Source organism: Pseudomonas sp. RIT409 (genome assembly GCF_003052515.2).
Taxonomy (GTDB): Bacteria; Pseudomonadota; Gammaproteobacteria; order Pseudomonadales; family Pseudomonadaceae; genus Aquipseudomonas.
Genome location: NZ_QARE02000020.1, coordinates 74824 through 96296, shown reverse-complemented (window position 1 = coordinate 96296; position 21473 = coordinate 74824). Strand labels below are relative to the sequence as shown.

At 62.1% G+C, this 21473-nt stretch carries 24 protein-coding genes; 14 read left to right on the top strand and 10 right to left on the bottom strand.

The window, feature by feature from the left end:
• Window positions 1–197 precede the first annotated feature (197 nt).
• Window positions 198–1082: a sugar nucleotide-binding protein gene (locus DBP26_RS21785; RefSeq protein WP_108239511.1), complete on the top strand. Its 885-nt coding sequence runs from the start codon at window positions 198–200 to the stop codon at window positions 1080–1082.
• Window positions 1075–2004 (top strand): NAD-dependent epimerase/dehydratase family protein, encoded by a 930-nt coding sequence (locus DBP26_RS21780; RefSeq protein ID WP_108239512.1) that lies wholly within the window; start codon window positions 1075–1077, stop codon window positions 2002–2004. The genes DBP26_RS21785 and DBP26_RS21780 overlap by 8 nt, the downstream gene beginning before the upstream one ends.
• Window positions 2005–2083: 79 nt before the next feature.
• Here the strand turns inward: DBP26_RS21780 and DBP26_RS21775 are convergent, their stop codons facing one another.
• The 5 genes from DBP26_RS21775 to DBP26_RS21755 form a co-directional block, all read right to left on the bottom strand.
• Window positions 2084–2770 (bottom strand): OmpW family outer membrane protein, encoded by a 687-nt coding sequence (locus tag DBP26_RS21775; protein ID WP_108239513.1) that lies wholly within the window; start codon window positions 2768–2770, stop codon window positions 2084–2086.
• Window positions 2771–2982: 212 nt separating this feature from the next.
• The gene (locus DBP26_RS21770) at window positions 2983–3504 is read right to left on the bottom strand and encodes a DUF3299 domain-containing protein (RefSeq protein ID WP_177411112.1); all 522 of its coding nucleotides are present in this window, start codon (window positions 3502–3504) and stop codon (window positions 2983–2985) included.
• Between the two features lie 10 nt (window positions 3505–3514).
• Window positions 3515–4780, bottom strand: a complete 1266-nt coding sequence (locus DBP26_RS21765) for an ABC transporter permease (protein WP_108239515.1) — start codon at window positions 4778–4780, stop codon at window positions 3515–3517.
• Between the two features lies 1 nt (window position 4781).
• Window positions 4782–5492 (bottom strand): ABC transporter ATP-binding protein, encoded by a 711-nt coding sequence (locus DBP26_RS21760; protein ID WP_108239516.1) that lies wholly within the window; start codon window positions 5490–5492, stop codon window positions 4782–4784.
• Between the two features lie 2 nt (window positions 5493–5494).
• Window positions 5495–6070, bottom strand: coding sequence for a DUF2796 domain-containing protein (locus DBP26_RS21755; protein WP_108239517.1), 576 nt, complete (start codon window positions 6068–6070; stop codon window positions 5495–5497).
• A 200-nt stretch (window positions 6071–6270) separates the two neighbouring features.
• Between DBP26_RS21755 and DBP26_RS21750 the strand changes: the two genes are divergently transcribed.
• Window positions 6271–6627: a hypothetical protein gene (locus tag DBP26_RS21750; RefSeq protein ID WP_108239598.1), complete on the top strand. Its 357-nt coding sequence runs from the start codon at window positions 6271–6273 to the stop codon at window positions 6625–6627.
• Window positions 6628–6674: 47 nt separating this feature from the next.
• Here DBP26_RS21750 and trxA read toward each other — a convergent pair whose 3' ends face one another.
• The 3 genes from trxA to DBP26_RS21735 form a co-directional block, all read right to left on the bottom strand.
• Window positions 6675–7547 (bottom strand): thioredoxin, encoded by an 873-nt coding sequence (trxA, locus tag DBP26_RS21745; protein ID WP_108239518.1) that lies wholly within the window; start codon window positions 7545–7547, stop codon window positions 6675–6677.
• 98 nt (window positions 7548–7645) lie between these two features.
• Window positions 7646–8299: a 50S ribosomal protein L11 methyltransferase gene (locus DBP26_RS21740; RefSeq protein WP_108239519.1), complete on the bottom strand. Its 654-nt coding sequence runs from the start codon at window positions 8297–8299 to the stop codon at window positions 7646–7648.
• Window positions 8296–8748 carry a YbaY family lipoprotein gene (locus DBP26_RS21735; RefSeq protein WP_108239520.1) on the bottom strand — a complete coding sequence of 151 codons (453 nt, stop codon included), beginning with the start codon at window positions 8746–8748 and terminating at the stop codon, window positions 8296–8298. The genes DBP26_RS21740 and DBP26_RS21735 overlap by 4 nt, the downstream gene beginning before the upstream one ends.
• Window positions 8749–8911: 163 nt before the next feature.
• On the opposite strand from DBP26_RS21735, the gene nrdR reads away from it, so the two are divergent.
• From nrdR to DBP26_RS21680, 11 genes are all read left to right on the top strand, one after another.
• Entirely contained in the window at window positions 8912–9376 is a 465-nt protein-coding gene (gene nrdR, locus DBP26_RS21730) for a transcriptional regulator NrdR (RefSeq protein ID WP_167362104.1), read from the top strand.
• A gap of 2 nt (window positions 9377–9378) precedes the next feature.
• The gene (gene ribD / locus DBP26_RS21725) at window positions 9379–10518 is read left to right on the top strand and encodes a bifunctional diaminohydroxyphosphoribosylaminopyrimidine deaminase/5-amino-6-(5-phosphoribosylamino)uracil reductase RibD (RefSeq protein WP_177411106.1); all 1140 of its coding nucleotides are present in this window, start codon (window positions 9379–9381) and stop codon (window positions 10516–10518) included.
• A 33-nt stretch (window positions 10519–10551) separates the two neighbouring features.
• Entirely contained in the window at window positions 10552–11223 is a 672-nt protein-coding gene (locus DBP26_RS21720) for a riboflavin synthase (RefSeq protein ID WP_108239522.1), read from the top strand.
• A gap of 18 nt (window positions 11224–11241) precedes the next feature.
• A complete protein-coding gene (gene ribBA / locus DBP26_RS21715) occupies window positions 11242–12333 on the top strand; it encodes a bifunctional 3,4-dihydroxy-2-butanone-4-phosphate synthase/GTP cyclohydrolase II (RefSeq protein WP_108239523.1) in 1092 nt (363 codons plus the stop codon).
• 134 nt (window positions 12334–12467) lie between these two features.
• Complete coding sequence (gene ribE, locus DBP26_RS21710; RefSeq protein WP_108239524.1) at window positions 12468–12944, top strand: 6,7-dimethyl-8-ribityllumazine synthase; 477 nt, start codon at window positions 12468–12470, stop codon at window positions 12942–12944.
• Window positions 12941–13441, top strand: coding sequence for a transcription antitermination factor NusB (nusB, locus tag DBP26_RS21705; protein WP_108239525.1), 501 nt, complete (start codon window positions 12941–12943; stop codon window positions 13439–13441). Before ribE ends, nusB begins: the two co-directional genes overlap by 4 nt.
• Before the next feature lie 36 nt (window positions 13442–13477).
• Complete coding sequence (gene thiL / locus DBP26_RS21700; RefSeq protein WP_108239526.1) at window positions 13478–14443, top strand: thiamine-phosphate kinase; 966 nt, start codon at window positions 13478–13480, stop codon at window positions 14441–14443.
• On the top strand, window positions 14440–14949 hold the full coding sequence (locus DBP26_RS21695; protein WP_108239527.1) for a phosphatidylglycerophosphatase A: 510 nt from the start codon (window positions 14440–14442) through the stop codon (window positions 14947–14949). The genes thiL and DBP26_RS21695 overlap by 4 nt, the downstream gene beginning before the upstream one ends.
• Window positions 14950–14973: 24 nt before the next feature.
• Window positions 14974–15762, top strand: a complete 789-nt coding sequence (locus tag DBP26_RS21690; protein ID WP_256601889.1) for a transporter substrate-binding domain-containing protein — start codon at window positions 14974–14976, stop codon at window positions 15760–15762.
• A gap of 111 nt (window positions 15763–15873) precedes the next feature.
• Window positions 15874–16491, top strand: coding sequence for a GTP cyclohydrolase II (gene ribA / locus DBP26_RS21685; RefSeq protein ID WP_108239528.1), 618 nt, complete (start codon window positions 15874–15876; stop codon window positions 16489–16491).
• 82 nt (window positions 16492–16573) lie between these two features.
• Entirely contained in the window at window positions 16574–17359 is a 786-nt protein-coding gene (locus tag DBP26_RS21680) for a cobalamin-binding protein (protein WP_108239600.1), read from the top strand.
• 60 nt (window positions 17360–17419) lie between these two features.
• On the opposite strand, the gene DBP26_RS21675 is transcribed toward DBP26_RS21680, so the two are convergent.
• Together DBP26_RS21675 and dxs are read right to left on the bottom strand one after the other, a co-directional pair.
• Window positions 17420–19303 carry a TonB-dependent receptor gene (locus DBP26_RS21675; RefSeq protein WP_108239529.1) on the bottom strand — a complete coding sequence of 628 codons (1884 nt, stop codon included), beginning with the start codon at window positions 19301–19303 and terminating at the stop codon, window positions 17420–17422.
• A 150-nt stretch (window positions 19304–19453) separates the two neighbouring features.
• Window positions 19454–21343, bottom strand: coding sequence for a 1-deoxy-D-xylulose-5-phosphate synthase (dxs, locus tag DBP26_RS21670; RefSeq protein ID WP_108239530.1), 1890 nt, complete (start codon window positions 21341–21343; stop codon window positions 19454–19456).
• Between the last annotated feature and the right edge of the window lie 130 nt (window positions 21344–21473).

The window sequence follows — 21473 nt, the reverse complement described above, 5'->3', positions numbered from 1 at the left end:
GCAGATGCAAGGCCCGGCGATCGGCGCTTGCACCCCTCTCGCCGTGGACGGCAAGCGATGGGCAAATGCCTGCACAGAAGGGGCGCCATTGCATTGCAGCCCGTGCACCTCTTGGGGCTTGTCCCTGGTACGTGTTATGTTTGCGACCGTTTTTCACTTCTTTTTCAATTGAATCCAAGACCGAGCCTGCTGACTCTATGCGAATGCGCCTTATGCTGTTGGGCGGTGGGAATGCCCTTGGGCAGGCGTTGATTCGTCTGGGTGCCGAGGAGGACATTGGCTTCCTCGCACCGCGTCCACCGCAAGACGGATGGGATGCGGCAAGCCTGACGCAACTGCTCGATGACACCCGCCCGGATGCCTTGATCAACCTGGCCTACTACTACGACTGGTTTCAGTCGCAGAGCGTGAGTGCTGAACGCCTGGAGGGCCAGGAGCGTGCTGTCGAGCGTCTGGCCGAGCTGTGCCAGCATCACAATATCATTCTTGTCCAGCCGTCGAGCTATCGCGTGTTCGATGGCTCGCGGGCGACGGCTTACAGTGAAAAAGACGAACCCATGCCGCTCGGCGTCAGGGGCCAGGCATTGTGGCGTATCGAACAGAGCGTTCGCGCAGCGTGCCCTCAGCATGTGCTGGTGCGTTTCGGCTGGCTGCTGGACGACAGCGCCGATGGCGTGCTCGGTCGCTTCCTGACCCGGGCCGAGACGGCGGGCGAGTTGTTGCTCGCTGACGACCGCCGCGGCAACCCGACGCCCGTCGATGACGCGGCTCGTGTGATCATCTCGGTGCTCAAACAGCTCGACTGCGCAGCGCCTTTGTGGGGCACCTACCATTACGCCGGTCACGAAGCCACCACGCCGCTGGCGTTGGGTCAGGCCGTGCTGACCGAAGCGCGACTGATGCGTGAGCTGGCAATCGAAGCACCCACCGCTCAAGCCCATGCCGCGAGCCCTGATGCTGCCGAAGAGCCGCAGAACGCGGTGCTCACCTGCAAGAAAATCCTTCACACCTTTGGTATCAAGCCCCGCGCATGGCGTGCCGGTTTGCCCAGCTTATTGGACCGCTATTACCGTCATGTCTGACGCACCTGTTCTCATCACCGGCGGCGCCGGTTTCATCGGCTCGCATCTGGTGGACGCCTTGTTGGCCAAGGGGTACGCGGTGCGCGTGCTGGATGACCTGTCTGCCGGTAAACGCAGCAACCTGCCACTGGACAACCCGCGGGTCGAATTGATCGAGGGCGACGTTGCCGATGCCGCATTGGTCGCGCACGCTGCCAAAGGTTGTCGGGCGGTGGCGCATCTGGCGGCGGTGGCATCGGTTCAGGCGTCCGTGGATGACCCGGTAAGAACGCACCAGAGCAATTTCGTCGGCACGTTGAATGTCTGTGAGGCCATGCGCCTGGCCGGGATCCAGCGTGTCGTTTTCGCTTCCAGCGCTGCCGTCTACGGCAACAATGGCGAAGGTGAGGCGATTACCGAAGACACCCCCAAAGCCCCGCTGACGCCTTACGCTGCGGACAAACTGGCCAGCGAGCACTATCTGGATTTCTACCGGCGTCAGCACGCGCTGGAACCGGTGATCTTCCGCTTCTTCAATATTTTCGGGCCCCGGCAGGATCCTTCCTCGCCATACTCTGGCGTGATTAGCATCTTCGCCGAGCGGGCCGAGAAGGGGCTGCCGATTTCGGTGTTCGGCGATGGCGAACAGACTCGGGACTTTTTCTACGTCGAAGACCTCGTCGACATCGTGGTGCAAGGGCTGGAAATGCCGGGCATCGAAGAAGGGGCGGTCAATGTGGGTCTCAATGCCACCACTTCGTTGAATGAGTTGCTGGCTGCGTTCGGCCAAGTCGTGGGCGATCTTCCGCCGGTGACCTATCTGCCCGCGCGGTCGGGCGACATCAAACATTCGCGAGCCGACAACCGCCGCTTGCTCGCGCGCTTCAAGGTCCCAGAGCCGACCCCGCTGAACGCCGGGTTGGCCCGCCTGTTGGGGCGCTGAGCCCATAAACGCAAAAAGGCTCCGGTGAGCGGAGCCTTTTCTGACGCTCCCCAGGCAGTCTGGCTGGGGGCAAGAGCGTTTAGAACTTGTAGCCGAAACCGACCATGTAGACCCACGGGTCCACGTCCACACTGACCTTGGTGCGGCCGACGCCCAAGGCGGATGGGCCGTCCAGAGTGGCCTGGGTGTCGATATCGACATACCAGACGGCGGCGTTGATCATGATCTTGTCGGTCAGCATGTAATCCATGCCCACTTGACCGGCCCAACCCCAGGAGTTTTTCAGGCTCAGGTTGTTCATCCCCTGGGCTTTACGGTTGCTGCTCAGGTTCTCGTCATAAAACCAGGTGTAGTTGACCCCAACGCCCGCATACGGCTGGAGCCTGGAGTTGGCGTCCAGCGGGTAGTACTGCAAGGACAGCGTCGGCGGCAATTGCTTGACGTCCGCCAACTTGCCATCCAGGCCCGGGCCGAGGCCCTTTACCCCGACGGTGTGCTGAAAGGGCGTCGCGGCCAGCAGCTCGACGCCAACGTGGTCAGTCAGCATGTAGGCGAAGGTCAGGCCCAATTGGGTGTCGCTGTCCAGCGTGGCTTTGGTACCGGGTGCCTTGGCGCCGTCGAGCTTGAGGTTGCCGCTGTCCTCGTTCGGAGCGGTCGTCGCGGCTCCGGCACGCACAATGATGTCTCCAGCCTGGTGGGCTTCGGCGACAACGGGAATGCCGAGGGCGAGCGCAAGGCACGACGCGCCAAGCAGGTATTTGTTCATGGAAGGCTCCGTAAGGGCGTTTGAAAGGGATGCCTTAATGGTACGGAGCGGGTGGCGCGGGCTTTTTGATTCAGCTCAATGGAAGGTCATTTAATTCGACTGCGATGAAACTCACTCGAGGGGGGGATGCAGCCATTTCTATCGTCTTCAAGCGCCATCCCATCGGGTGGACGCCTTCAGGAGCACCTCCATTCGCGGCATAAGCCCTTCGATTACTGATCTGGAAGCTCATAGACCAAAATCTTGTCCGCTTCCATTTGGTACCCCGCATCGGCCAGGTCAGTGCGGGTGGACTTGACCTGCATGGGGCCTTCGATCCAATAGGGCTGGTACAGCTCGTCGACCTTGACGCCCAGTTCGCTGGTGACGTGGACAATCTGGTTGGGCGGTGGTGGCGGCACGTGGATGCAGGCCCCGAAATAAGGGACCAGCAGGAAGTCCGTCACCCGGCCTTCTTCGCTGACTTCCAGCGGCACGATGTAGCCGGGCAGGCGGACCGTCTGCCCGTCGAGGGCCTTGACTACCGGCGCGTCTGGCGCGAGTTGATGGGCGGCAGGGGCGGACTCCACCGAAAGGGTGTCGGCCATTTTCGAGAGGTCGTGTATCGGTGCCGTGATCAGTTTCACAGGGGGCGCATCGGGCGGGATCATCTCCTCCCATGTCAGCACCCGCAGGTCTTGTGCCCACGACGCGCTTGCGAACAACAACGACCACACCAGCCACCCTTTACGCATCATCACACCCTCATAAACGGATCGACAGGCCGTCGGCCAGCGACTGACGGTACGCCCGCCACGCGGGCACCGTGCCCATCAGCAGAGCCGCGGCGAGGATGCCGCCCAGCAACGTCCACTCATAAGCGCTCGGCAGCGACAGGGGCAAGTACAGCCCGTAATTGGCCTGGACGTAGCCCTGAGCCGCAGCAATGCCGACATACAGCAACGCCAGGCCGCTGACTGCTCCAGCCAATGCCAGTGCGAAGGCTTCGAGAACCAGAAGGCTGGCGACATGCCACGGCCGCGCGCCCACCGAACGCAGGATGGCCATCTCCCGGCGGCGCTCATTGAGGCTGGTAAGGATCGCCGTCAGCATGCCGATCAGGCCGGTCAGCACCACGAACAGCGAGATCACGAACAGAGCTTTCTCCGCCGTGCCCATCAGGCTCCATAGCTCTTGCAGTGCCACACCCGGCAGGATCGCCAGCATCGGCTCGCCACGGAATTCGTTGATCTCCCGCTGCAATGCGAAGGTGGAAATCTTGCTGTTCAGGCCCAGCAGAAACGCGGTGATCTGGGTCGGCGTCAGGTCCATGTTACGCGCCTGATCGGCGCTGATTCGGCCGGCGCCTTGCGCGGGCACACCGTTGTGCCAGTCGATATGGATCGCTTCCATGCCGCCCAGGCTGATGTGCAGCGTGCGGTCCACCGGCGTGCCTGTGCGCTTGAGGATACCGACCACCGTAAAGGGCTTGTCGTCATGCTTGACCAAGCTCACCGTCGCCACGCCATGGGCCAGTACCAGCTTGTCGCCGAGTGTGTAATGCAGCGCCTCAGCGACCTCGGCACCCAGCACCACCTCGAACGGATCGGTGGCGAAGGGGCGGCCATCGGCGATTTCCAGATGCTGCTGCCGACCGTACTGGTAATGCTCGAAATAGGACGAGTTGGTGCCCATCACGCGATAGCCGCGATGACTGTCACCCAAGGAAATCGGGATGGCCCATTTCACCTGCTTGCTGTTGGCAAAGTGCTCGAAACTGTCCCAGCGAATATTGTTCGTGGCGTTACCGATGCGGAACACGGAATACAGCAGCAGATTCACCGAACCCGAGCGGGCACCGACGATCAGGTCCGTACCGCTGATGGTGCTGGCGAAACTGGCGCGAGCCTCGGTACGCACCCGCTCCACCGCCAGCAGCAGGCAAACGGAGAGGGCGATGGCAAACGCCGTTAAAAAGGCCGTGAAACGGCGATTGGCGAGGCTGGCCAGCGCCAGGCGAAGAAGATACATGTCAAACCTCGGTGACGACGGCGGCGCGATTGAGCTCGGCCAATGACAGATTGCGGTCGAACAGCGGTGCCAGGCTCTGATCATGGCTGACGAACAGCAGGCTGGCCCCGGCTTCCCTGCATTCGGCGAACAATAACCGGATGAAAGCTTCCCGGGCGTCGGCGTCCAGTGCCGACGTCGGTTCGTCAGCGATCACGAGCTCAGGCTGACCGATCAAGGCACGCGCCGCAGCGACTCGCTGTTGCTGGCCGATGGAGAGCGAATCTGCGCGTCGCTCCAGCAACGGCGAATCTTTGAGCCCAAGGTGAGCGAGCAGGGTCACTGCAGCCTGCTCGACACTGCCATGGCGCTGCGTCGCCCGTGCGGTGCGCAGCTTCGAGAAGTGACACGGCAGTTCGACGTTTTCTCTCACCGACAGAAATGGCAACAGATTGAATTGTTGAAAGATGTAGCCCGTGTGGTCGACTCGAAAGCGGTCGCGGGCGCTGGCCGAAAGCTGAGTCAGCTCCTGGCCGAGCAGCCGGATGGTGCCCCGATCCGGTTTTTGCACACCGCCCAGCAACCCCAGCAGGGTCGTTTTACCGCTGCCACTGGGCCCCTTGAGGAACAGGGTTTCGCCTGTCTCAAGCCGGAAGGCCGGAATGTCCAGCAACGGCCCATGGCCCGGCCAGGCGAAACCGAGGTCGGAGAGTTCGATGAGCGCTTGGGTCATGGTCAGAATTTGACGACGGGGTTGCTCGGACGCACTTCTGCGCCCATCTGGCGTTTCGGCGTCACCAATTGGACCTGGATCGTCTGGGTGGCCGGAAAACTGTTGAACAGTTGAGTCAGATCCAGTTGGTTGAGGACGGCGGGCGAAGTGCAGGTGAACTGATAGTGGCCATGGATTTCGCTGTGTTCATGTTCGTGTTCATCCGCGTCCCCGTCGTCATGGTCGTCATCCTTGTCACCGAACAGGGGGCTTTCCAGCTTCGCCTTCACGGCAGAACACCCCGCACCCTCTGGAATGCTGAACAGGCCGTGAGGCTTGAGCAGGGTTTCCCGGGCCAGGGCGAGTTTCATCTTGTCGGCATCGGTCGTAGCAGCGTGCTCGAAACCGACGATGTTCATGGCCGGCGAGTCCAGTTCGAGCTCCAGGGTATGACCGTCCAGCGCCATGTCCAGCCGCGCCACGCCGTGCACATGTGCCCCCAGGCTGCCGTGCTCGTGATCGTGATCGTGTTCGTCGGCGGCATGGGCAATGGCGAGGGGAAGCAGCGCGAAAGGCAAGGCAAGTAGCAGACGACGCATGGGGGAGCTCCGACAGGGTTACGAATTGTTATGTGATCTTATAACAATGTTGCGCATTGGTTCTTAACTTTTTCCATCATGAGGATGCGATATGAACGCGTCGGCCCTGATGAGCGCGGCCTCGATTGCCTCGCAGCGGTTATGATGCAGCACCCAGGCGCCGGTGGGACCCTGCTACGGCGCCGCTTAGAGGAGACATTATCTTGCGAATCCGTGGAACCATTGGCGCGCTGCCAGTGGACCTCACTGTGGAAATGGATGAGGACGATTGGGCCAGGCTGGGAATGCAGTGGGGCACCCAGCCCGCAAACGTTGACGCTCAGCCTGCCGCAGCCTCTAAACCACCCCCTAACCGTAATGATGCGGTGTGGGACATCGCACAGGAACTGTTACGCAAGGCTGGGCATCTGAGCGGCCCGGAATTGCTCGGGCAACTGGAGGGGCTGGCGGGCAGCACTGCGGCGGGCAAGCGCCTCATGGTGCGCATGCGCCACAGCGCCAACGTCAGGGTCGAAAGCCATGGCGATGCGCCGGAATATTTCTGGGTCGAATCCTGAAGACGATGCGGTGGCAATACGGCCGTACTGCCACCGAGAACAGCGACTCAATAGAGCGCTGCGAACAGTTTGCGCCGGTAGGTCGTGACCAACGGATGGTCGTTGCCCAGCAGGTCGAACACCTGCAGCAGGGTCTTGTGTGGCAGGCCCTCGTTGTAGCTGCGGTTACGGGTGAACAGCTTGAGCAAGCCGTCCAGCGCGCCTTCGTATTGCTGACGGGACAACTGCTGAATCGCCAATTGATAGGCTGCTTCGTCGTCCTGCGGGTTTTGCGCCAGGCGCGATTTCAGCTCGGCAGCATCGGGGAGTGCCGATGCTTCACCGAGGAATGTCAGCTGCGCCTTGGCACCTGCCAGCGCGGCCTTATGGTCATCGCCTTTCACGGCGTCGAGGACTGCGCGGGCTTCGGCCAACTCGCCACGTTCGGCCAGGCACCGCGCATAGAGAATCAGGGCGGCGGCATTGGTGTTGTCTTCGGCCAGAATCGTCTGCAGGACGGCCTCAGCTTCCGCGAAATGGCTGTCAGCGAACATCGCCTGAGCGGTCTGCAGCGGATCGGCTGCGGCGGGTGGCGGCAGCTTCACATGGGGCTCGAGCAGTTTGCGGATTTCTGATTCAGGTTGCGCCCCGGCGAAGCCGTCGACCGGCTGACCGTCCTTGAACAGCACGACGGTCGGCAGGCTGCGGATGCCGAAGCGCCCCACGATTTCCTGCTCGGCATCGCAGTCGACCTTGGCCAGCAGCAACTCACCCTGGTAGCTCTCGGCGATCTGCTTGAGCAGCGGCATCAGCACCTTGCACGGTGCGCACCACTCCGCCCAGAAGTCCACCAGAACGGGTTTGTGAAAGGAATTCTCGATGACCAGCTGATCGAAGGTGGCGGTGGTCGCATCGAAGATGTACGGCGTTTCCTGGCTCATCAGACGTCTCGAAAAAAGGCTCAATGGCGCCAACTATAAAGGGCTGAGGGCAATGTCGGAAGCGTGGCGATCGGAGGCTGAGCCGGGCGTACGGGGGGCTACCGCTTGGCGTGATACAGGCTGACGTTGCGAAACTCCCAGGGCTCTGCCAGATCCGGCAGGGTGAGCGCTTCAAAAATGCCCAGTCGGCGATAGGCCGGGTGCTGAAAATCGCGTACCCGCGAATCCGCTACCAGGGCCTCTTTACCGCGGGTAAGAAAGTGATCCAACAGCGGCAGATTGGCGCGGTCGTACAGCACGTCGGCGACCAGAATCAGATCGAAGCGGTCCTGTTCGGCGAAGAAGTCCGTCGAGTAGCCGAGCGTGACATCGTTGAGTTGCGCATTGGCCGCACAGGAGGCGAGCGCCGCTGGATCAATGTCGCAGGCCACCACTTCCAACGCCCCCGCCTTCGACGCGGCAATGCCTGCGACGCCGGAACCGGCACCGAAATCCAGCACGCGCTTGCCTTCGACCCACTGCGGGTGCTCGGCCAGGAATCGCGCCAGCGCCAGGCCGCTGGCCCAGCAAAAGCTCCAGTAGGGTGGCTCGTCGAGGATGCGCCGTGTTTCTTCGGGGCTGAACGCGCGGTCCATGTTCGCCGCATCGATCAACCACAGCTTCAGGTCGGTTCCGGGCAGCGGTTCGGCCACCAGTTTCGCATCGCCCAGCAGTTCGCTCAGTGTCCTTTGCAGAGCGGACGGTGGCGTCATGGGGCGGCGACGAACTGTAGCTGCCCGACGGATTGGGTGTCGGGGCTGGCAATCAGCACTGAGGGCAGGTGCAGGATCAACTGGCCGGATTGGCTAGCCCGGCCACGCAGCTCGACCCGTGCGCCGACGGGGAATGCTTCGGGATTGAAGCGCAACTGAAAGGGCAGCGACTGGTTATTGCCCGTCAACTTGGTGCTGCTCAGCAGTTTCTGAGGACGATTACGCTCATCGATCACCAGCACGGCCAGCTCCACTTCCGCACCCGCAGGCACACCGAGCAGTTGGCCGCTGATTTCCCGCTGATAAGCAGGCAAAGGGCCCGGGCCGGCGGGCAGTTTTATTGCGTTGGGCGCGGGTTTGGCAGGCGCCGACGCTTTAGGCGCTTCAGGGGTGCTACAGGCGGCGAGCAGGCCGACCAGGCTGAATACGGCAAGCAAACGTAGCGTCATGAATGGCTCCGGCAAGAAACGAAAAAACGGGGGGCAGGCGCAGTATCGCCGAGATGAAGCGCTTTCGCTGCGCGAATGGGCGTCTATATACCTCAAAGGTCGATACTTGTCTTGCGAGCGGGATGCGCTACCATGGCCCTCCCTTTTTTTGTTGCCTGCCACCATGCACTGTCCCTTCTGCGGTGCCAACGACACCAAAGTCATCGATTCGCGCCTCGTTGCCGAAGGCGATCAGGTCCGCCGCCGTCGCGAGTGCGTGGCCTGCGGTGAGCGTTTCACCACTTTTGAAACCGCTGAGCTGGTGCTGCCCCGTCTGATCAAACAGGACGGCAGCCGCCAACCTTTCGACGAGGAGAAGCTGCGCGCAGGCATGCAGCGTGCGCTGGAGAAGCGCCCTGTCAGCGTCGAGCGTCTGGAAGCTGCACTGGCGCATATCAAAAGCAAGCTGCGGGCGACCGGCGAGCGCGAGGTCAAATCATTGATCGTGGGCGAGTTGGTAATGGCCGAGTTGCAAAAGCTCGACGAGGTCGCCTACATCCGCTTCGCTTCGGTGTATCGGCGGTTTCAGGACCTCAACGAATTCCGCGAAGAAATCGACCGACTGGCGCGAGAGCCGGTTAAAGAGTGAGCATGCCTTCCACTGAACAAAGCGTGCTCGACGCCTTTTACATGAGCCGGGCCCTGGAACTGGCGCGCAAGGGTGTCTATTCGACCCACCCCAACCCGCGTGTCGGCTGCGTCATCGTGCGTGAGGGGCAGATCGTTGGCGAAGGCTGGCATGTGCGTGCCGGCGAGCCCCACGCCGAAGTCCACGCCCTGCGTCAGGCGGGTGACAAGGCCCGCGGCGCGACTGCCTACGTCACGCTCGAACCGTGCAGCCATCACGGTCGGACTCCACCCTGTGCCGATGCACTGGTCAATGCCGGCGTCGGCCGCGTGGTCGCCGCGATGCAAGATCCCAATCCCGACGTCGCGGGTCGGGGTCTGCTGCGCCTGATGAGTGCTGGCATTGCCGTGCAGAGTGGCGTCCTGGAATCTGAAGCTCGCGCGCTTAACCAAGGTTTCCTCAAGCGCATGGAGCACGGTTTGCCGTATGTGCGGGTGAAGCTGGCGATGAGTCTCGACGGGCGCACGGCCATGGCCAGTGGCGAAAGCCAATGGATCACCGGGCCCCAGGCGCGGTCGGCGGTGCAGCGGCTGCGCGCGCAATCGAGCGTGATCCTTACCGGCGCCGATACCGTATTGGCTGACGATGCCCGGTTGACCGTGCGCCCTGACGAGCTGGGCCTGAATGCTGAGCTCACGGCGTTGGCCGGTACCCGCCCCCCTCTGCGTGTGTTGATCGACGGGCGCTTGCGCGTGCCGCTGCAAGCACCGTTCTTCCTGGCCGGCAATGCGCTGGTTGCCACGTGTGCCGCTGCCTCGGCCCGCGAACGCTATACCGCCGAAGGCCACGAACTGCTGGCACTGCCGAGCAGTGGCGGCCATGTCGATTTGCGCAAGCTGCTGGTCGAACTGGCGGCGCGCGGCGTCAACGATGTACTGGTCGAGGCCGGTCCGAAGTTGGCGGGCGCGTTCACGCGGCTGGGGCTGGTCGACGAATACCAGATTTTCGTGGCCGGCAAGTTCATGGGCTCGTCTGCGCGGCCGCTGCTCGATCTGCCACTGGCGCAAATGAGCGAGTCGCTGGAGTTGAAAATCGTCGAAATGCGCGCCGTCGGCAATGACTGGCGAGTCATTGCACATCCTGTCCCGAGCGCGAGCGTATAATTCCGCTTCTCGCCCCGCTCTCCTGGAGGACCCATGTTTACCGGCATCATCGAATCCATCGGCAGCATCCGCGCCATCACTCCCAAGGGCGGCGATGTCCGCGTCTACGTCGAGACCGGCAAGCTCGACCTCTCCGACGTCAAGCTCGGCGACAGCATTGCCGTGAACGGCGTGTGCCTGACTGCCGTCGAGCTGCCGGGCGACGGTTTCTGGGCTGACGTCAGCCGCGAGACCCTGGACGTGACTGCCTTCGTCGATCTGAAAACGGGCAGCCGCGTCAACCTGGAAAAGGCTCTGACGCCGACCACGCGGCTGGGCGGCCATCTGGTCAGCGGCCACGTCGATGGCGTCGGCGAAGTCCTGTCTCGCGAAGAAAACGCTCGAGCCATTCAGTTCCGCATGCGCGCCCCCCGGGAGCTGGCCAAATACATTTCACACAAGGGCTCGATCACCGTCGACGGTACCAGCCTGACCGTCAATGCGGTCAACGGCGCCGAGTTCGAATTGACCATCGTCCCGCACACTCTGGCCGAAACCATCATGGGCGACTACCGGCCGGGTCGTAAGATCAACCTTGAAGTGGATCTGCTGGCGCGTTACCTGGAGCGTCTGCTGCTCGGTGACAAAGCCGCCGAACCGACGCCTGCCCAAGGCGGGAACATCACTGAAAGCTTTCTGGCCGCCAACGGCTACCTCAAATCCTGAATCGAAGGGGGGTGCCGCGTGGCGCTCAATAGCATCGAAGAACTGGTTGAAGACATTCGCCAAGGCAAGATGGTCATCCTCATGGATGACGAAGATCGCGAGAACGAAGGCGATCTGATCATGGCCTCCGAGTGCGTCAAGGCCGAGCACATCAACTTCATGGCGCGTTATGCCCGCGGCCTGATTTGCATGCCGATGACTCGCGAGCGTTGCGAAACCCTCAAGTTGCCACTGATGGCCCCACGCAATGGCTCCGGGTTCGGCACCAAGTTCACCGTGTCCATCGAAGCCGCCGAGGGCGTCACCACCGGTATTTCCGCGGCCGACCGTGCGCGCACCGTTCAGGCTGCCGCCGCGAAGGACGCCAAGGCAGAAGATATCGTCAGTCCCGGCCACATCTTCCCGCTGATGGCGCAAGCCGGCGGCACGTTGTCCCGCGCCGGTCATACGGAAGCGGCCTGCGACCTGGCGCGTATGGCCGGTTTCGAACCGACCGGCGTCATCTGTGAAGTCATGAACGACGACGGCACCATGTCCCGTCGCGCTGAGCTCGAAGCTTTCGCGGCCGAACACAACATCAAGATCGGCACCATCGCCGACCTGATCCATTACCGCATGATCCATGAACGTACCGTTCAGCGGATTGCCGAGCAGCCTCTGGACACTGAGCAGGGCCACTTCAACCTGGTCACTTATCGCGACTCGGTCGAGGGCGACGTTCACCTCGCATTGACGTTGGGCAAGATTTGCGCAGAAGAGCCCACCTTGGTCCGGGTGCACAACATGGACCCGCTGCGCGACCTGCTGATGGTCAAACAGCCTGGCCGCTGGAGCCTGCGAGCCGCAATGGCTGCGGTGTCCGAGGCCGGCAGCGGCGTGGTGTTGCTGTTGGGCCACCCGCTGGATGGCGATGCCGTGCTGGCCCATGTCCGGGAAACAGCGGGCGCCGCACCGATCAAAACGCCGACCACCTACAGCACCGTGGGTGCCGGCTCGCAGATCCTTCGCGACCTGGGCGTGCGTAAAATGCGCCTGATGAGTTCGCCAATGAAGTTCAATGCGATATCCGGTTTCGATCTGGAAGTTGTAGAATACGTGCCCTCCGAATAAAGACCGGCAGGTTCTGGACCGTGAAAACCCTGTATTTTCATCCCGTCCAGCCCTGCGGTCGCCGATTCGTGGCCTAAAATCCCTGAAAGCGCGCCCCGCTGCGCGCTTGCTCTTTAATGACGAGATCCAGCCGAATGACCCTGAAGACCATCGAAGGTACCTTCATCGCCCCACAAGGTCGCTATGCCCTGGTGGTTGGCCGCTTCAACAGCTTCGTCGTGGAAAGCCTGGTGAGCGGTGCCGTTGATGCACTGGTTCGCCATGGCGTGAGCGAAAGCGACATCACCATCATCCGTGCACCGGGTGCGTTCGAAATTCCGCTGGTCGTGCAGAAAGTCGCTCAACGCAGTGAATACGCCGCGATCATCGCCCTGGGCGCCGTGATCCGTGGTGGCACCCCGCACTTCGAATACGTGGCCGGTGAGTGCACCAAAGGCCTGGCTCAGGTTTCCATGGAGTTCGGCGTACCGGTCGCCTTTGGCGTCCTGACCGTCGATTCGATCGAGCAGGCCATCGAACGTTCCGGCACCAAGGCCGGCAACAAAGGCGCAGAAGCCGCGCTGTCCGCCCTCGAGATGGTCAGCCTGTTGGCGCAGTTGGAGGCCAAGTGATTAACGACGAAAGCGATCGCTTCAACCCTCGCGAGCCGCGCCCAGCGGACGCTGGCAAGCCATCGAAAAGCGAAAAACGCCGTGCGGCCCGCCAATTGGCGACCCAGGCCCTGTATCAATTGCACATGGCCAAACAGTCGCTGAACGAGATCGAAGCGCAATTTCGCGTGGATAACGATTTCACTGAAGTCGACGGTGCGTACTTCCGCGAGATCCTGCATGGGGTGCCTGCGAAGAAGGACCAGATCGACGCCGCGCTGGCGCCTTGCCTGGACTTGACGATAGACGAACTGGACCCAGTCGAACTCGCCGTCCTGCGCCTGTCAACGTGGGAACTGCTGGAGCGTATCGACGTGCCGTACCGCGTGGTCATCAACGAAGGCATCGAACTGGCGAAAGTCTATGGTTCGACCGATGGTCACAAGTTCGTCAACGGCGTACTCGACAAGCTGGCTCCGCGTCTGCGCGAAGTCGAAGTGAAGGCCAACAAGCGCTGAGGCGTCTGGGTTTCCAGAACCTCTGCGTCTGACGCCATGGGCGAGTTCGAGCTGATCCGCAACTACTTTGCCGCCGCGCCCTGCGCGCAGCCCGGCGAAGGCGTCGCGTTGGGGATCGGCGACGACTGCGCCCTGTTGTCCTTGAAGGCCGGTGAGCAACTGGCTGTCTCGACTGACACGTTGGTCGCCGGGGTGCATTTCCCCGAAGTGTGTGACCCCTTCCTGCTGGGCCAGCGCGCCCTCGGCGTTTCCGCCAGCGATCTGGCCGCCATGGGCGCCAGTCCCCTTGCCTTCACCCTTGCCCTGACCTTGCCTGCCGTTTCTGCGACCTGGCTGGAAGCGTTCGCCCGTGGATTGAACGCCATGGCCCAGCAGTGCTCCCTGCGGTTGGTGGGCGGGGACACGACCCGCGGCCCGTTGAGCCTGACCGTCACGGTCTTTGGTGCCGTGCCCGTGGGGCAGGCGTTGACGCGGGCTGGGGCGCGGCCCGGGGATTTGCTGTGTGTGGGTGGCACGCTGGGGGATGGCGCTGGTGCGCTGCCGTTCGTGTTGAACCAGCGTAGCGCCGAGGCGTCTACCACTCAGGCCTTGCTGGCCCGCTACTGGTCCCCGCTGCCGCAGCTCGCATTGGGCCAGGCGTTGCGGGGCAAGGCGACCTCGGCGCTGGATATCTCCGATGGGCTGCTCGCGGACTGTGGGCATATCGCGCTGGCCTCAAGCGTAGGCTTGAGGGTGGAGCGTGACAAGGTGCCAATGTCTGACGCGCTGCTGGCGCTTTTCAATCCTGACGAGGCGCTGAATGCCGCGCTAAGTGGCGGCGATGACTACAGACTGGCTTTCACCCTCCCGGCATCATGCTTGGCTGAACTGATCGACGCGGGCTGGTCGATCCGCGTGATCGGTCAGGTAGTGGAGGGGCAGGGCGTGGTGCTTGTCGACGGGCTTGGCCATGACGTCACGCCATCGACTCGGGGTTACCAACATTTTCGGGAGACACGGTGACAGATCATCCTAATCAGGTCCCGGCGGAAAACGTCCCGCCCTCGGTATGGACCAATCCATGGCATTTCCTGGCCTTCGGTTTCGGTTCCGGGACCTTGCCCAAAGCGCCGGGCACCTGGGGTTCCATGGTCGCGGTGCCCTTCATTCCGCTGTGGCAAATGCTTCCGGATTGGGGCTACTGGTTGATGCTGGGTATCACCATGCTGTTCGGCTTCTGGCTGTGCGGCAAGGTGGCCGACGACTTGCGCGTGCATGACCACGAAGGCATCGTCTGGGACGAAATGGTCGGCATGTGGATCACCCTGTGGCTGGTGCCCGAAGGTTGGGTATGGTTGCTGGTGGGTTTTCTGGTCTTCCGGTTCTTCGACATTCTCAAACCCTGGCCCATCCACTGGGTCGACAAGCATGTGCATGGCGGCGTGGGGATCATGCTCGATGACGTTTTGGCGGGCGTTTTTGCATGGCTCGCCATGCAGGGTCTAGTCTGGGTATGGGGTGTGATTTAGGCAACGACCGGGAAACGACCGATGATGGGCGTGGGGATGACAGGGTTACGGGGCCTGTTGCTGCTGATCGCGGGCCTCTGGCTAGCCAATGTTCCCGTGCATGCCGAGTCTGTGCCTGAAAAGCCGGCTGACATCGTTTTGGTCAGCGAGCAGTGGAACGCTTACACCGAAGCCGATGGCTCAGGGCTGGGGTGGGACCTGATGCGTGAAATCTTCGAGCCTGCAGGCGTCCAAGTGGCCTTGCGAATCGAACCCTACACGCGCGCAGTCGGGCTGGTGCAACGTGGCGAAGCCGATGCGTGGGTCGGTGCCTACCAAAACGAGGTCGACGGTACCCTCTATCCGAAATGGCACTACGATACTGACGAGATCTATGCGCTGACCCTTGCCTCTCGGCCTGCTCCTACGCTGAGGTCATTGGCGAGCTACCGGCTGGCCTGGGTGCGAGGCTACGCGTTCGATCATTACCTGCCCAACGTCGTTCACTTCAATGAGGTCCCACGGCGGGACCACATTCCGACGATGCTCGAGCATGGTCGCGCCGACGTGTATATCGACGCAAAGCCCGAAATCGGCTTTATCCTCGCGCAAACCCAAGAGCCGCAACGCTTCCGAACAACCTATCTGACGGCGATCCCGCTCTACCTGAGCTTCGCCGACAATGACCGCGGTCGTTATCTGCGGGATCTGTTCGATCGGCGCATGGCGCAACTGGTCCGTTCCGGCCAGTTGCGTCCCATCTTCGCGCGCTGGAAGCAGCCCTATCCGTTCGATGCAGACGATGGTGCAAGCCAGGTCGGCGCCAGCCAATGATCACACTATCCGATCTGATTAGCCGACAATTCAGCCTAAGCTTCTACCGGAACCTGCTGTTACAATGCGGCCTTGCTTATTTCCAGCCCTCATACTGATCAGGAGCACACGGTGCCCGTCGTATTTGTCGCGGCTTCCAAGCTGCCTACCCCTTTTGCCACTTTCAAAATGAACGGCTTCCTGGAGCAGGAAACCGGTCGAGAACACGTTGTACTTAGCCTGGGCGATGTATCCGACGGCGCGCCGGTCCTTGGTCGTGTGCACTCCGAGTGCCTGACGGGCGATGCCTTGTTCAGCCAGCGTTGCGATTGCGGTTCCCAGCTTGAAGCGGCGCTGCGCGCGATCGCTGCCGAAGGCCGTGGTGTGTTGCTGTACCTGCGCCAAGAAGGGCGCGGCATCGGTTTGATGAATAAGATCCGCGCCTATGAGTTGCAGGACGGCGGAGCGGATACTGTTGAAGCGAACGAGCGTCTTGGTTTCGCCGCCGACCAGCGTGACTACGGGATCTGCCTGCCGATGCTGGAGCACCTGGGCGTGAAATCCCTGCGGTTGATGACCAACAATCCCCGCAAGGTCAAAGCCCTGACTGAAATGGGCATCAAGGTCGCGGAGCGCGTCCCGCTGCACACCGGCCAGAATCCTCATAACAAGCTTTATCTGGCCACCAAGGCAGGCAAGCTGGGCCACATGATGGGCAACGAGCATCAAAGCGAGGTCGATCCCGCGTGAGAGGTGGCGGTCAGCGCCGAGGCCTGTCGATGACACATGTTGTCGTTCCGTCCCTGTGCTGCAGTCTTCGCCCGTCGACCTGATGCGCCGCGTTTTTGCCTGTCTGCTGCTGATGGCGGCATTGCCGGTCGAGGCGGCCGAACGCGTGATCAGCCTTGCGCCGTCCTTGACGGAAATCGTCGTTGAACTCGGTGCCGCCGATCGGTTGGTCGGTGTGCTGGACGGCGGGGAGCGGCCGGCCGCCGTCGCTCAGTTGCCCTCGGTCGGTCGTTACGGGCAGCTTGAGGTGGAGCGCCTGCTAGGCCTGCGACCCGATTTGCTGCTGCTCTGGCCCGGCAGCGTCAGCGCTGCCCAGCGTGACCAACTGCAGCGCCTGCACATTCCCTTATTCACCGCCGAGCCTCATACCCTCGACCAGTTGGCCGATCAGATCGAACAGGTCGGCGAGCGGCTGGGCCGTTACGAGCGAGGGCGACAGGTCGCGGAGGCGTTTCGTCAGCGGCTGGCGGAGTTGAGAACCCGCTATCGCCGAGATACCCCCATCAGCGTGTTTTATCAGGTCTGGAATCAGCCGCTGTACACCGTGGGTGGCGGGCAAATCATCAGCGATGCGTTGGCTGTGTGCGGGGCGCGGAACGTTTTTACTGATCTGACCCTACCGGCCCCGCAGGTTGGCGTTGAGTCGGTCTTGCAGCGGGCGCCGGAAGTGATCGTCGCCAGCACGGCGTCTCAACTCGACATGTGGAAAGCCTGGCCATCGCTGAAGGCACGGTTGGAAACGGTGCCGGATAAGGGTATCGAGCGGCCGAGCGGGCAGATGATCGAGGCGGTGGCAAAACTCTGCAGAGCCCTTGCCCCAGATCGTTGATCCACGGACATGGGAGTGGTGCCCGCCGAGCATCGATCCTCTGGCTGACGACCTGGCGTTTCAGCGTTCGGGCGTCCAGGTTATGCCCAACATCCATGTCCGACCTTCTTCCCGATATCCATGGTCATAGCCATCAAAACTGTACAGCGTGCGGCTATAGCGCTTGCCCAAGGCGTTATCCACTTTGAAGTCCAACTTCACTTCGTCGCTGGCTTTCCAACTGCTGCGCAGCCCAATCAGCGCGTAGCCGCCGATGCTACGGGTATTGGCCTCGTCGTCGAAACTGCCGCTCACCGCCTGCCAGCTTGCCCCGACGCCAAGGCGGTTGAATTGGCGATCGATATCCAGGTTCAGCGTCCGGCGCGCGCGGCGGTTCAATGTGTGGCCGGTGTCGCGGTCGCGCGGGTCGATGATCGAGGCCCCCAGTTCCCCGGTCCAGCCATACAGTCGCTGTTCGAACGACGCTTCAAAGCCGTTGATCCGGGCTGAACCAATGTTTTGTGGACGGTAGTTGCTGTCCAGCGCAATGGCATCCTCCAGATCGGTCCGATACAGCGAGGCTTCCAGTGAACGGCTATCGCTCAGGCGGCTGCGCCATTGCAGTTCGTAGCTCTTCGAGTGCTCGGGCTTTAGGTTCGGATTGCTGAAACCGGGGTAGTACAGGTCGTTGAACGTCGGGGCGCGGAAGCCCTCGCTGTAGGAGGCCAGCAGATCGTTGGCGTCATTCAGCGCCAGGGTCAGCGTGCCGCTCCAGGTGTCCTGACTGCCGAATTGCTGATTCCGATCGCGGCGCAGGCCCAGTTCAGTGGACACCGGGTCGCCCTTGAAACGGTGCTGGATGAACAGCGCACGGTTCCAGCGGCTGTCTTCGTCGAACGCCGTGCTGCTGTTGACCCGATCCTCGTACGCTTCGGCACCGAGCATCAGGCTGTTGTGGGCGTCCAATGCCAAGTCGTGTTGCCAGTTGACCGAGTCGCGATAGGTATTGAAGACGTATTGGTCGTCGCTGAGCTTGTCGAAGGTCTTTTCTCTATTCTCGCTGTGGCCCAGTTCCAGCCGCGTCTTCCAGTATTCATTGATGCGAGCGTCCAAGTACGTTCCCAGGCTGTTGAGCTCGAAATCACTGTATTGCTGCTGGCCCACGGTGTCGAAGGTCACCGGGTCGAACAGGCCGAACGGGTTGTCGAACTCGGTTTTCCCTCGGTTATCCAGCGCGTTGAGGCCGACCTCCACGTCATCGTTCAGCCAGTGGGTCAGGTTCAGGCTGTAGGCTTTGTTGCGGTAGGCATCGTGATCGGCGTCGCTGAGATAGGACGGCCCGGTCCGGTCGATGCCATCGGTCTCGTCCAGGCTGGTGCTGAGGCTGAAGCGGGTTTGCGCATTGCCACCGGACAGCCCCATGCTGCTCTGCCTCGTACCCCGATTGCCAACGCCCGTGTGCAGCCGGGCTTGCAAGCCTTGTCCGGCACTGCGGCGGGTGAAGATCTGAATCACGCCGCCAATGGCATCGGCGCCGTACACCACCGAGCGTGAGCCGCGCAGCACTTCCACCCGTTCAATCTGCTCCACATTGAGGTATTGCAAAGCGCTGTCGGCAGATGTGGCATTGGCGATTCGCTGGCCGTCGACGAGCACCAGCGTCTGCGCGGACTTGGTGCCGCGGATCGAAATGCCGGGCAGGCTGCCTCGCCCGCCGCTGGGTGCGACCTGCACGCCAGGCACCCGATCGAGCAGGTCAGTGACACTGGTCGGCTGTAGGCGCTCGATGTCGGCGCGGGTGAACACGGTGTTGGCGGCGGTACTGTCGCTTCGCGCTTCGACCTGCCGATCGGCACTGATCAGCACGTCGGGAAGTTTGAGCGCGTCTGCACGGTCAGTCGGCTCGGCGAAGGCTTGTGCCGTTGGCAGCAGGGAGAGCGCGAGGGCGAGACGGGATAAGGTCATATGTTCAGCGAGATGATGATCGTTCCCACGCTCCGCGTGGTAACGGTAGCTCGGACGCTCTGCGTCCAGACAGGATGATGCGGAGCGTCACAGGATGCGTTCCCACGCAGAGCGTGGGAACGATCATGCTTGCCCCGACCGGGCAGCGGTTTAGATGATGTCCAGCCGCTTACGGATCGACGCCTCGATTCCGTCCGCATCCAACCCGCACTCGGCCAGCATCTGCGTCGGTTTTGCATGTTCGACGTAAACGTCGGGCAAGCCCAGGTGCAGTACCGATTTGAGCACGTTTTCCCGTGCAAGGAATTCGCTGACTGCCGCGCCAGCACCACCCATGATGGCGTTTTCTTCGATAGTCACCAGCAAGTCGTGGCTGGCAGCCATTTCGCGCACAAGTGCTTCGTCCAGTGGCTTGACGAAGCGCATATCGACCACGGTGGCATCGATGTTCTCGGCGACTTTCAACGCATCCGCCAGTTGTACACCGAACACCAGCATCGCGACACGGCTGCCCTGGCGGCGCACGACGCCCTTGCCGATTTCCAGCGGCTCCAAGGCGCTGTCGATGACCGCATTCGGGCCTGTGCCCCGTGGATAGCGTACTGCGGCGGGGCCGTTGAACAGGTGTCCGGTCGTGAGCATTCTGCGCAGTTCGTTCTCATCGCTCGGCGTCATGACCAGCATGCCGGGAATGCAGCGCAGGTATGACAGGTCGAAGCTGCCAGCGTGGGTAGGGCCGTCTTCGCCCACCAGGCCGGCCCGATCGATGGCGAAGAGCACGTCCAGGTTTTGCACGGCGACGTCGTGAATCAGTTGGTCGTAACCACGCTGCAGGAAGGTCGAGTAGATCGCCACGACCGGCTTGGCGCCTTCGCAGGCCATGCCCGCTGCCAGGGTCACAGCGTGTTGCTCGGCGATGGCCACGTCGAAATAGCGCTCGGGGAAGCGCTCGCTGAACGCCACCAGGTCAGAGCCTTCTTTCATGGCCGGCGTAATGCCGACCAGTCGCTCGTCCGCCTGCGCCATGTCGCACAGCCATTGGCCGAACACGCCGGAATACTTCGGACCACCCGCCTTTTTGGGCGTCGAGGGCGCGTTGACCGGATCGAGTTTGGTGATCGCGTGGTAGCCGATCGGGTCGATTTCTGCTGGGGCGAAGCCTTTGCCTTTCTTGGTGACAACGTGCAGGAACTGCGGCCCTTTCAAGTCGCGCATGTTCCGCAGCGTCGCAATCAGGGTCGGCAGATCATGCCCGTCGATCGGACCGATGTAGTTCCAGCCGAGCTCTTCGAACAGCGTGCCGGGCACCAGCATGCCCTTGGCATATTCCTCGGTGCGGCGGGCGATTTCCCACGCGCCGGGCAGGCGCGACAGCACCTTCTTGCTGCCTTCGCGCATGCTGGCGTAGGTGCGGCTGGAGAGGATCTTGGCCAGGTAGTTCGAGAGACCGCCGACGTTGCGAGAGATCGACATGTCGTTATCGTTGAGGATCACCAGCATGTCAGCCTTGACTTCAGGCGCATGGTTCAACGCTTCGAATGCCATGCCGGCCGTCAGCGCACCGTCACCGATGACGGCGATCGCCTTGCGATCGATGCCTTGCAGGCGATTGGCGAGGGCCATGCCCAATGCGGCGCTGATCGAGGTGCTCGAGTGGCCGACGCCAAAGGTGTCGTACTCGCTCTCGCCGCGGCGGGGGAAGGCCGCCACACCGCCTTTCTGGCGCAGGGTCGACATCTTTTCGCGGCGACCGGTCAGGATCTTGTGCGGGTACGCCTGATGGCCGACGTCCCAGACCAGCCGGTCGTCGGGCGTATCGAAGACATAATGCAGGGCTACGGTCAGCTCGATCACGCCGAGCCCGGCACCGAAATGCCCGCCGGTCTGGCCAACGGTGTAGAGCAGCTCCAGTCGCAGCTCGTCGGCGAGCGCTTCGAGCTCGGCTTCACCTAACCGGCGCAGACCGTCTGGCGTCGCTGCGTTATCAAGCAGGGGCGTGGACGGGCGCTCGCGGGGAATCTCTTTGAACGTCGTGGGCATCAGGCGAATCGTTATAAGTAAATGACGCGGCAGTTTACCTGATGCATCGCGACCTGCCCATGAACAGCAGTCGATGGATGCTCAAATCAACGTGCCGAAGCGGCGCAATTCCCCGTAGGAGCGCGCTTGC

What these genes read in the sequence shown, in the direction of transcription:
- DBP26_RS21785 (WP_108239511.1), top strand. Translation starts at nt 198, where the DNA reads ATGCGAATGCGCCTTATGCTGTTGGGCGGTGGGAATGCCCTTGGGCAG.
- DBP26_RS21780 (WP_108239512.1), top strand. Translation starts at nt 1,075, where the DNA reads ATGTCTGACGCACCTGTTCTCATCACCGGCGGCGCCGGTTTCATCGGC.
- DBP26_RS21775 (WP_108239513.1), bottom strand. Translation starts at nt 2,770, where the DNA reads ATGAACAAATACCTGCTTGGCGCGTCGTGCCTTGCGCTCGCCCTCGGC.
- DBP26_RS21770 (WP_177411112.1), bottom strand. Translation starts at nt 3,504, where the DNA reads ATGCGTAAAGGGTGGCTGGTGTGGTCGTTGTTGTTCGCAAGCGCGTCG.
- DBP26_RS21765 (WP_108239515.1), bottom strand. Translation starts at nt 4,780, where the DNA reads ATGTATCTTCTTCGCCTGGCGCTGGCCAGCCTCGCCAATCGCCGTTTC.
- DBP26_RS21760 (WP_108239516.1), bottom strand. Translation starts at nt 5,492, where the DNA reads ATGACCCAAGCGCTCATCGAACTCTCCGACCTCGGTTTCGCCTGGCCG.
- DBP26_RS21755 (WP_108239517.1), bottom strand. Translation starts at nt 6,070, where the DNA reads ATGCGTCGTCTGCTACTTGCCTTGCCTTTCGCGCTGCTTCCCCTCGCC.
- trxA (WP_108239518.1), bottom strand. Translation starts at nt 7,547, where the DNA reads ATGAGCCAGGAAACGCCGTACATCTTCGATGCGACCACCGCCACCTTC.
- DBP26_RS21740 (WP_108239519.1), bottom strand. Translation starts at nt 8,299, where the DNA reads ATGACGCCACCGTCCGCTCTGCAAAGGACACTGAGCGAACTGCTGGGC.
- DBP26_RS21735 (WP_108239520.1), bottom strand. Translation starts at nt 8,748, where the DNA reads ATGACGCTACGTTTGCTTGCCGTATTCAGCCTGGTCGGCCTGCTCGCC.
- nrdR (WP_167362104.1), top strand. Translation starts at nt 8,912, where the DNA reads ATGCACTGTCCCTTCTGCGGTGCCAACGACACCAAAGTCATCGATTCG.
- ribD (WP_177411106.1), top strand. Translation starts at nt 9,379, where the DNA reads ATGCCTTCCACTGAACAAAGCGTGCTCGACGCCTTTTACATGAGCCGG.
- DBP26_RS21720 (WP_108239522.1), top strand. Translation starts at nt 10,552, where the DNA reads ATGTTTACCGGCATCATCGAATCCATCGGCAGCATCCGCGCCATCACT.
- ribE (WP_108239524.1), top strand. Translation starts at nt 12,468, where the DNA reads ATGACCCTGAAGACCATCGAAGGTACCTTCATCGCCCCACAAGGTCGC.
- thiL (WP_108239526.1), top strand. Translation starts at nt 13,478, where the DNA reads ATGGGCGAGTTCGAGCTGATCCGCAACTACTTTGCCGCCGCGCCCTGC.
- DBP26_RS21690 (WP_256601889.1), top strand. Translation starts at nt 14,974, where the DNA reads ATGGGCGTGGGGATGACAGGGTTACGGGGCCTGTTGCTGCTGATCGCG.
- DBP26_RS21680 (WP_108239600.1), top strand. Translation starts at nt 16,574, where the DNA reads ATGCGCCGCGTTTTTGCCTGTCTGCTGCTGATGGCGGCATTGCCGGTC.
- DBP26_RS21675 (WP_108239529.1), bottom strand. Translation starts at nt 19,303, where the DNA reads ATGACCTTATCCCGTCTCGCCCTCGCGCTCTCCCTGCTGCCAACGGCA.
- dxs (WP_108239530.1), bottom strand. Translation starts at nt 21,343, where the DNA reads ATGCCCACGACGTTCAAAGAGATTCCCCGCGAGCGCCCGTCCACGCCC.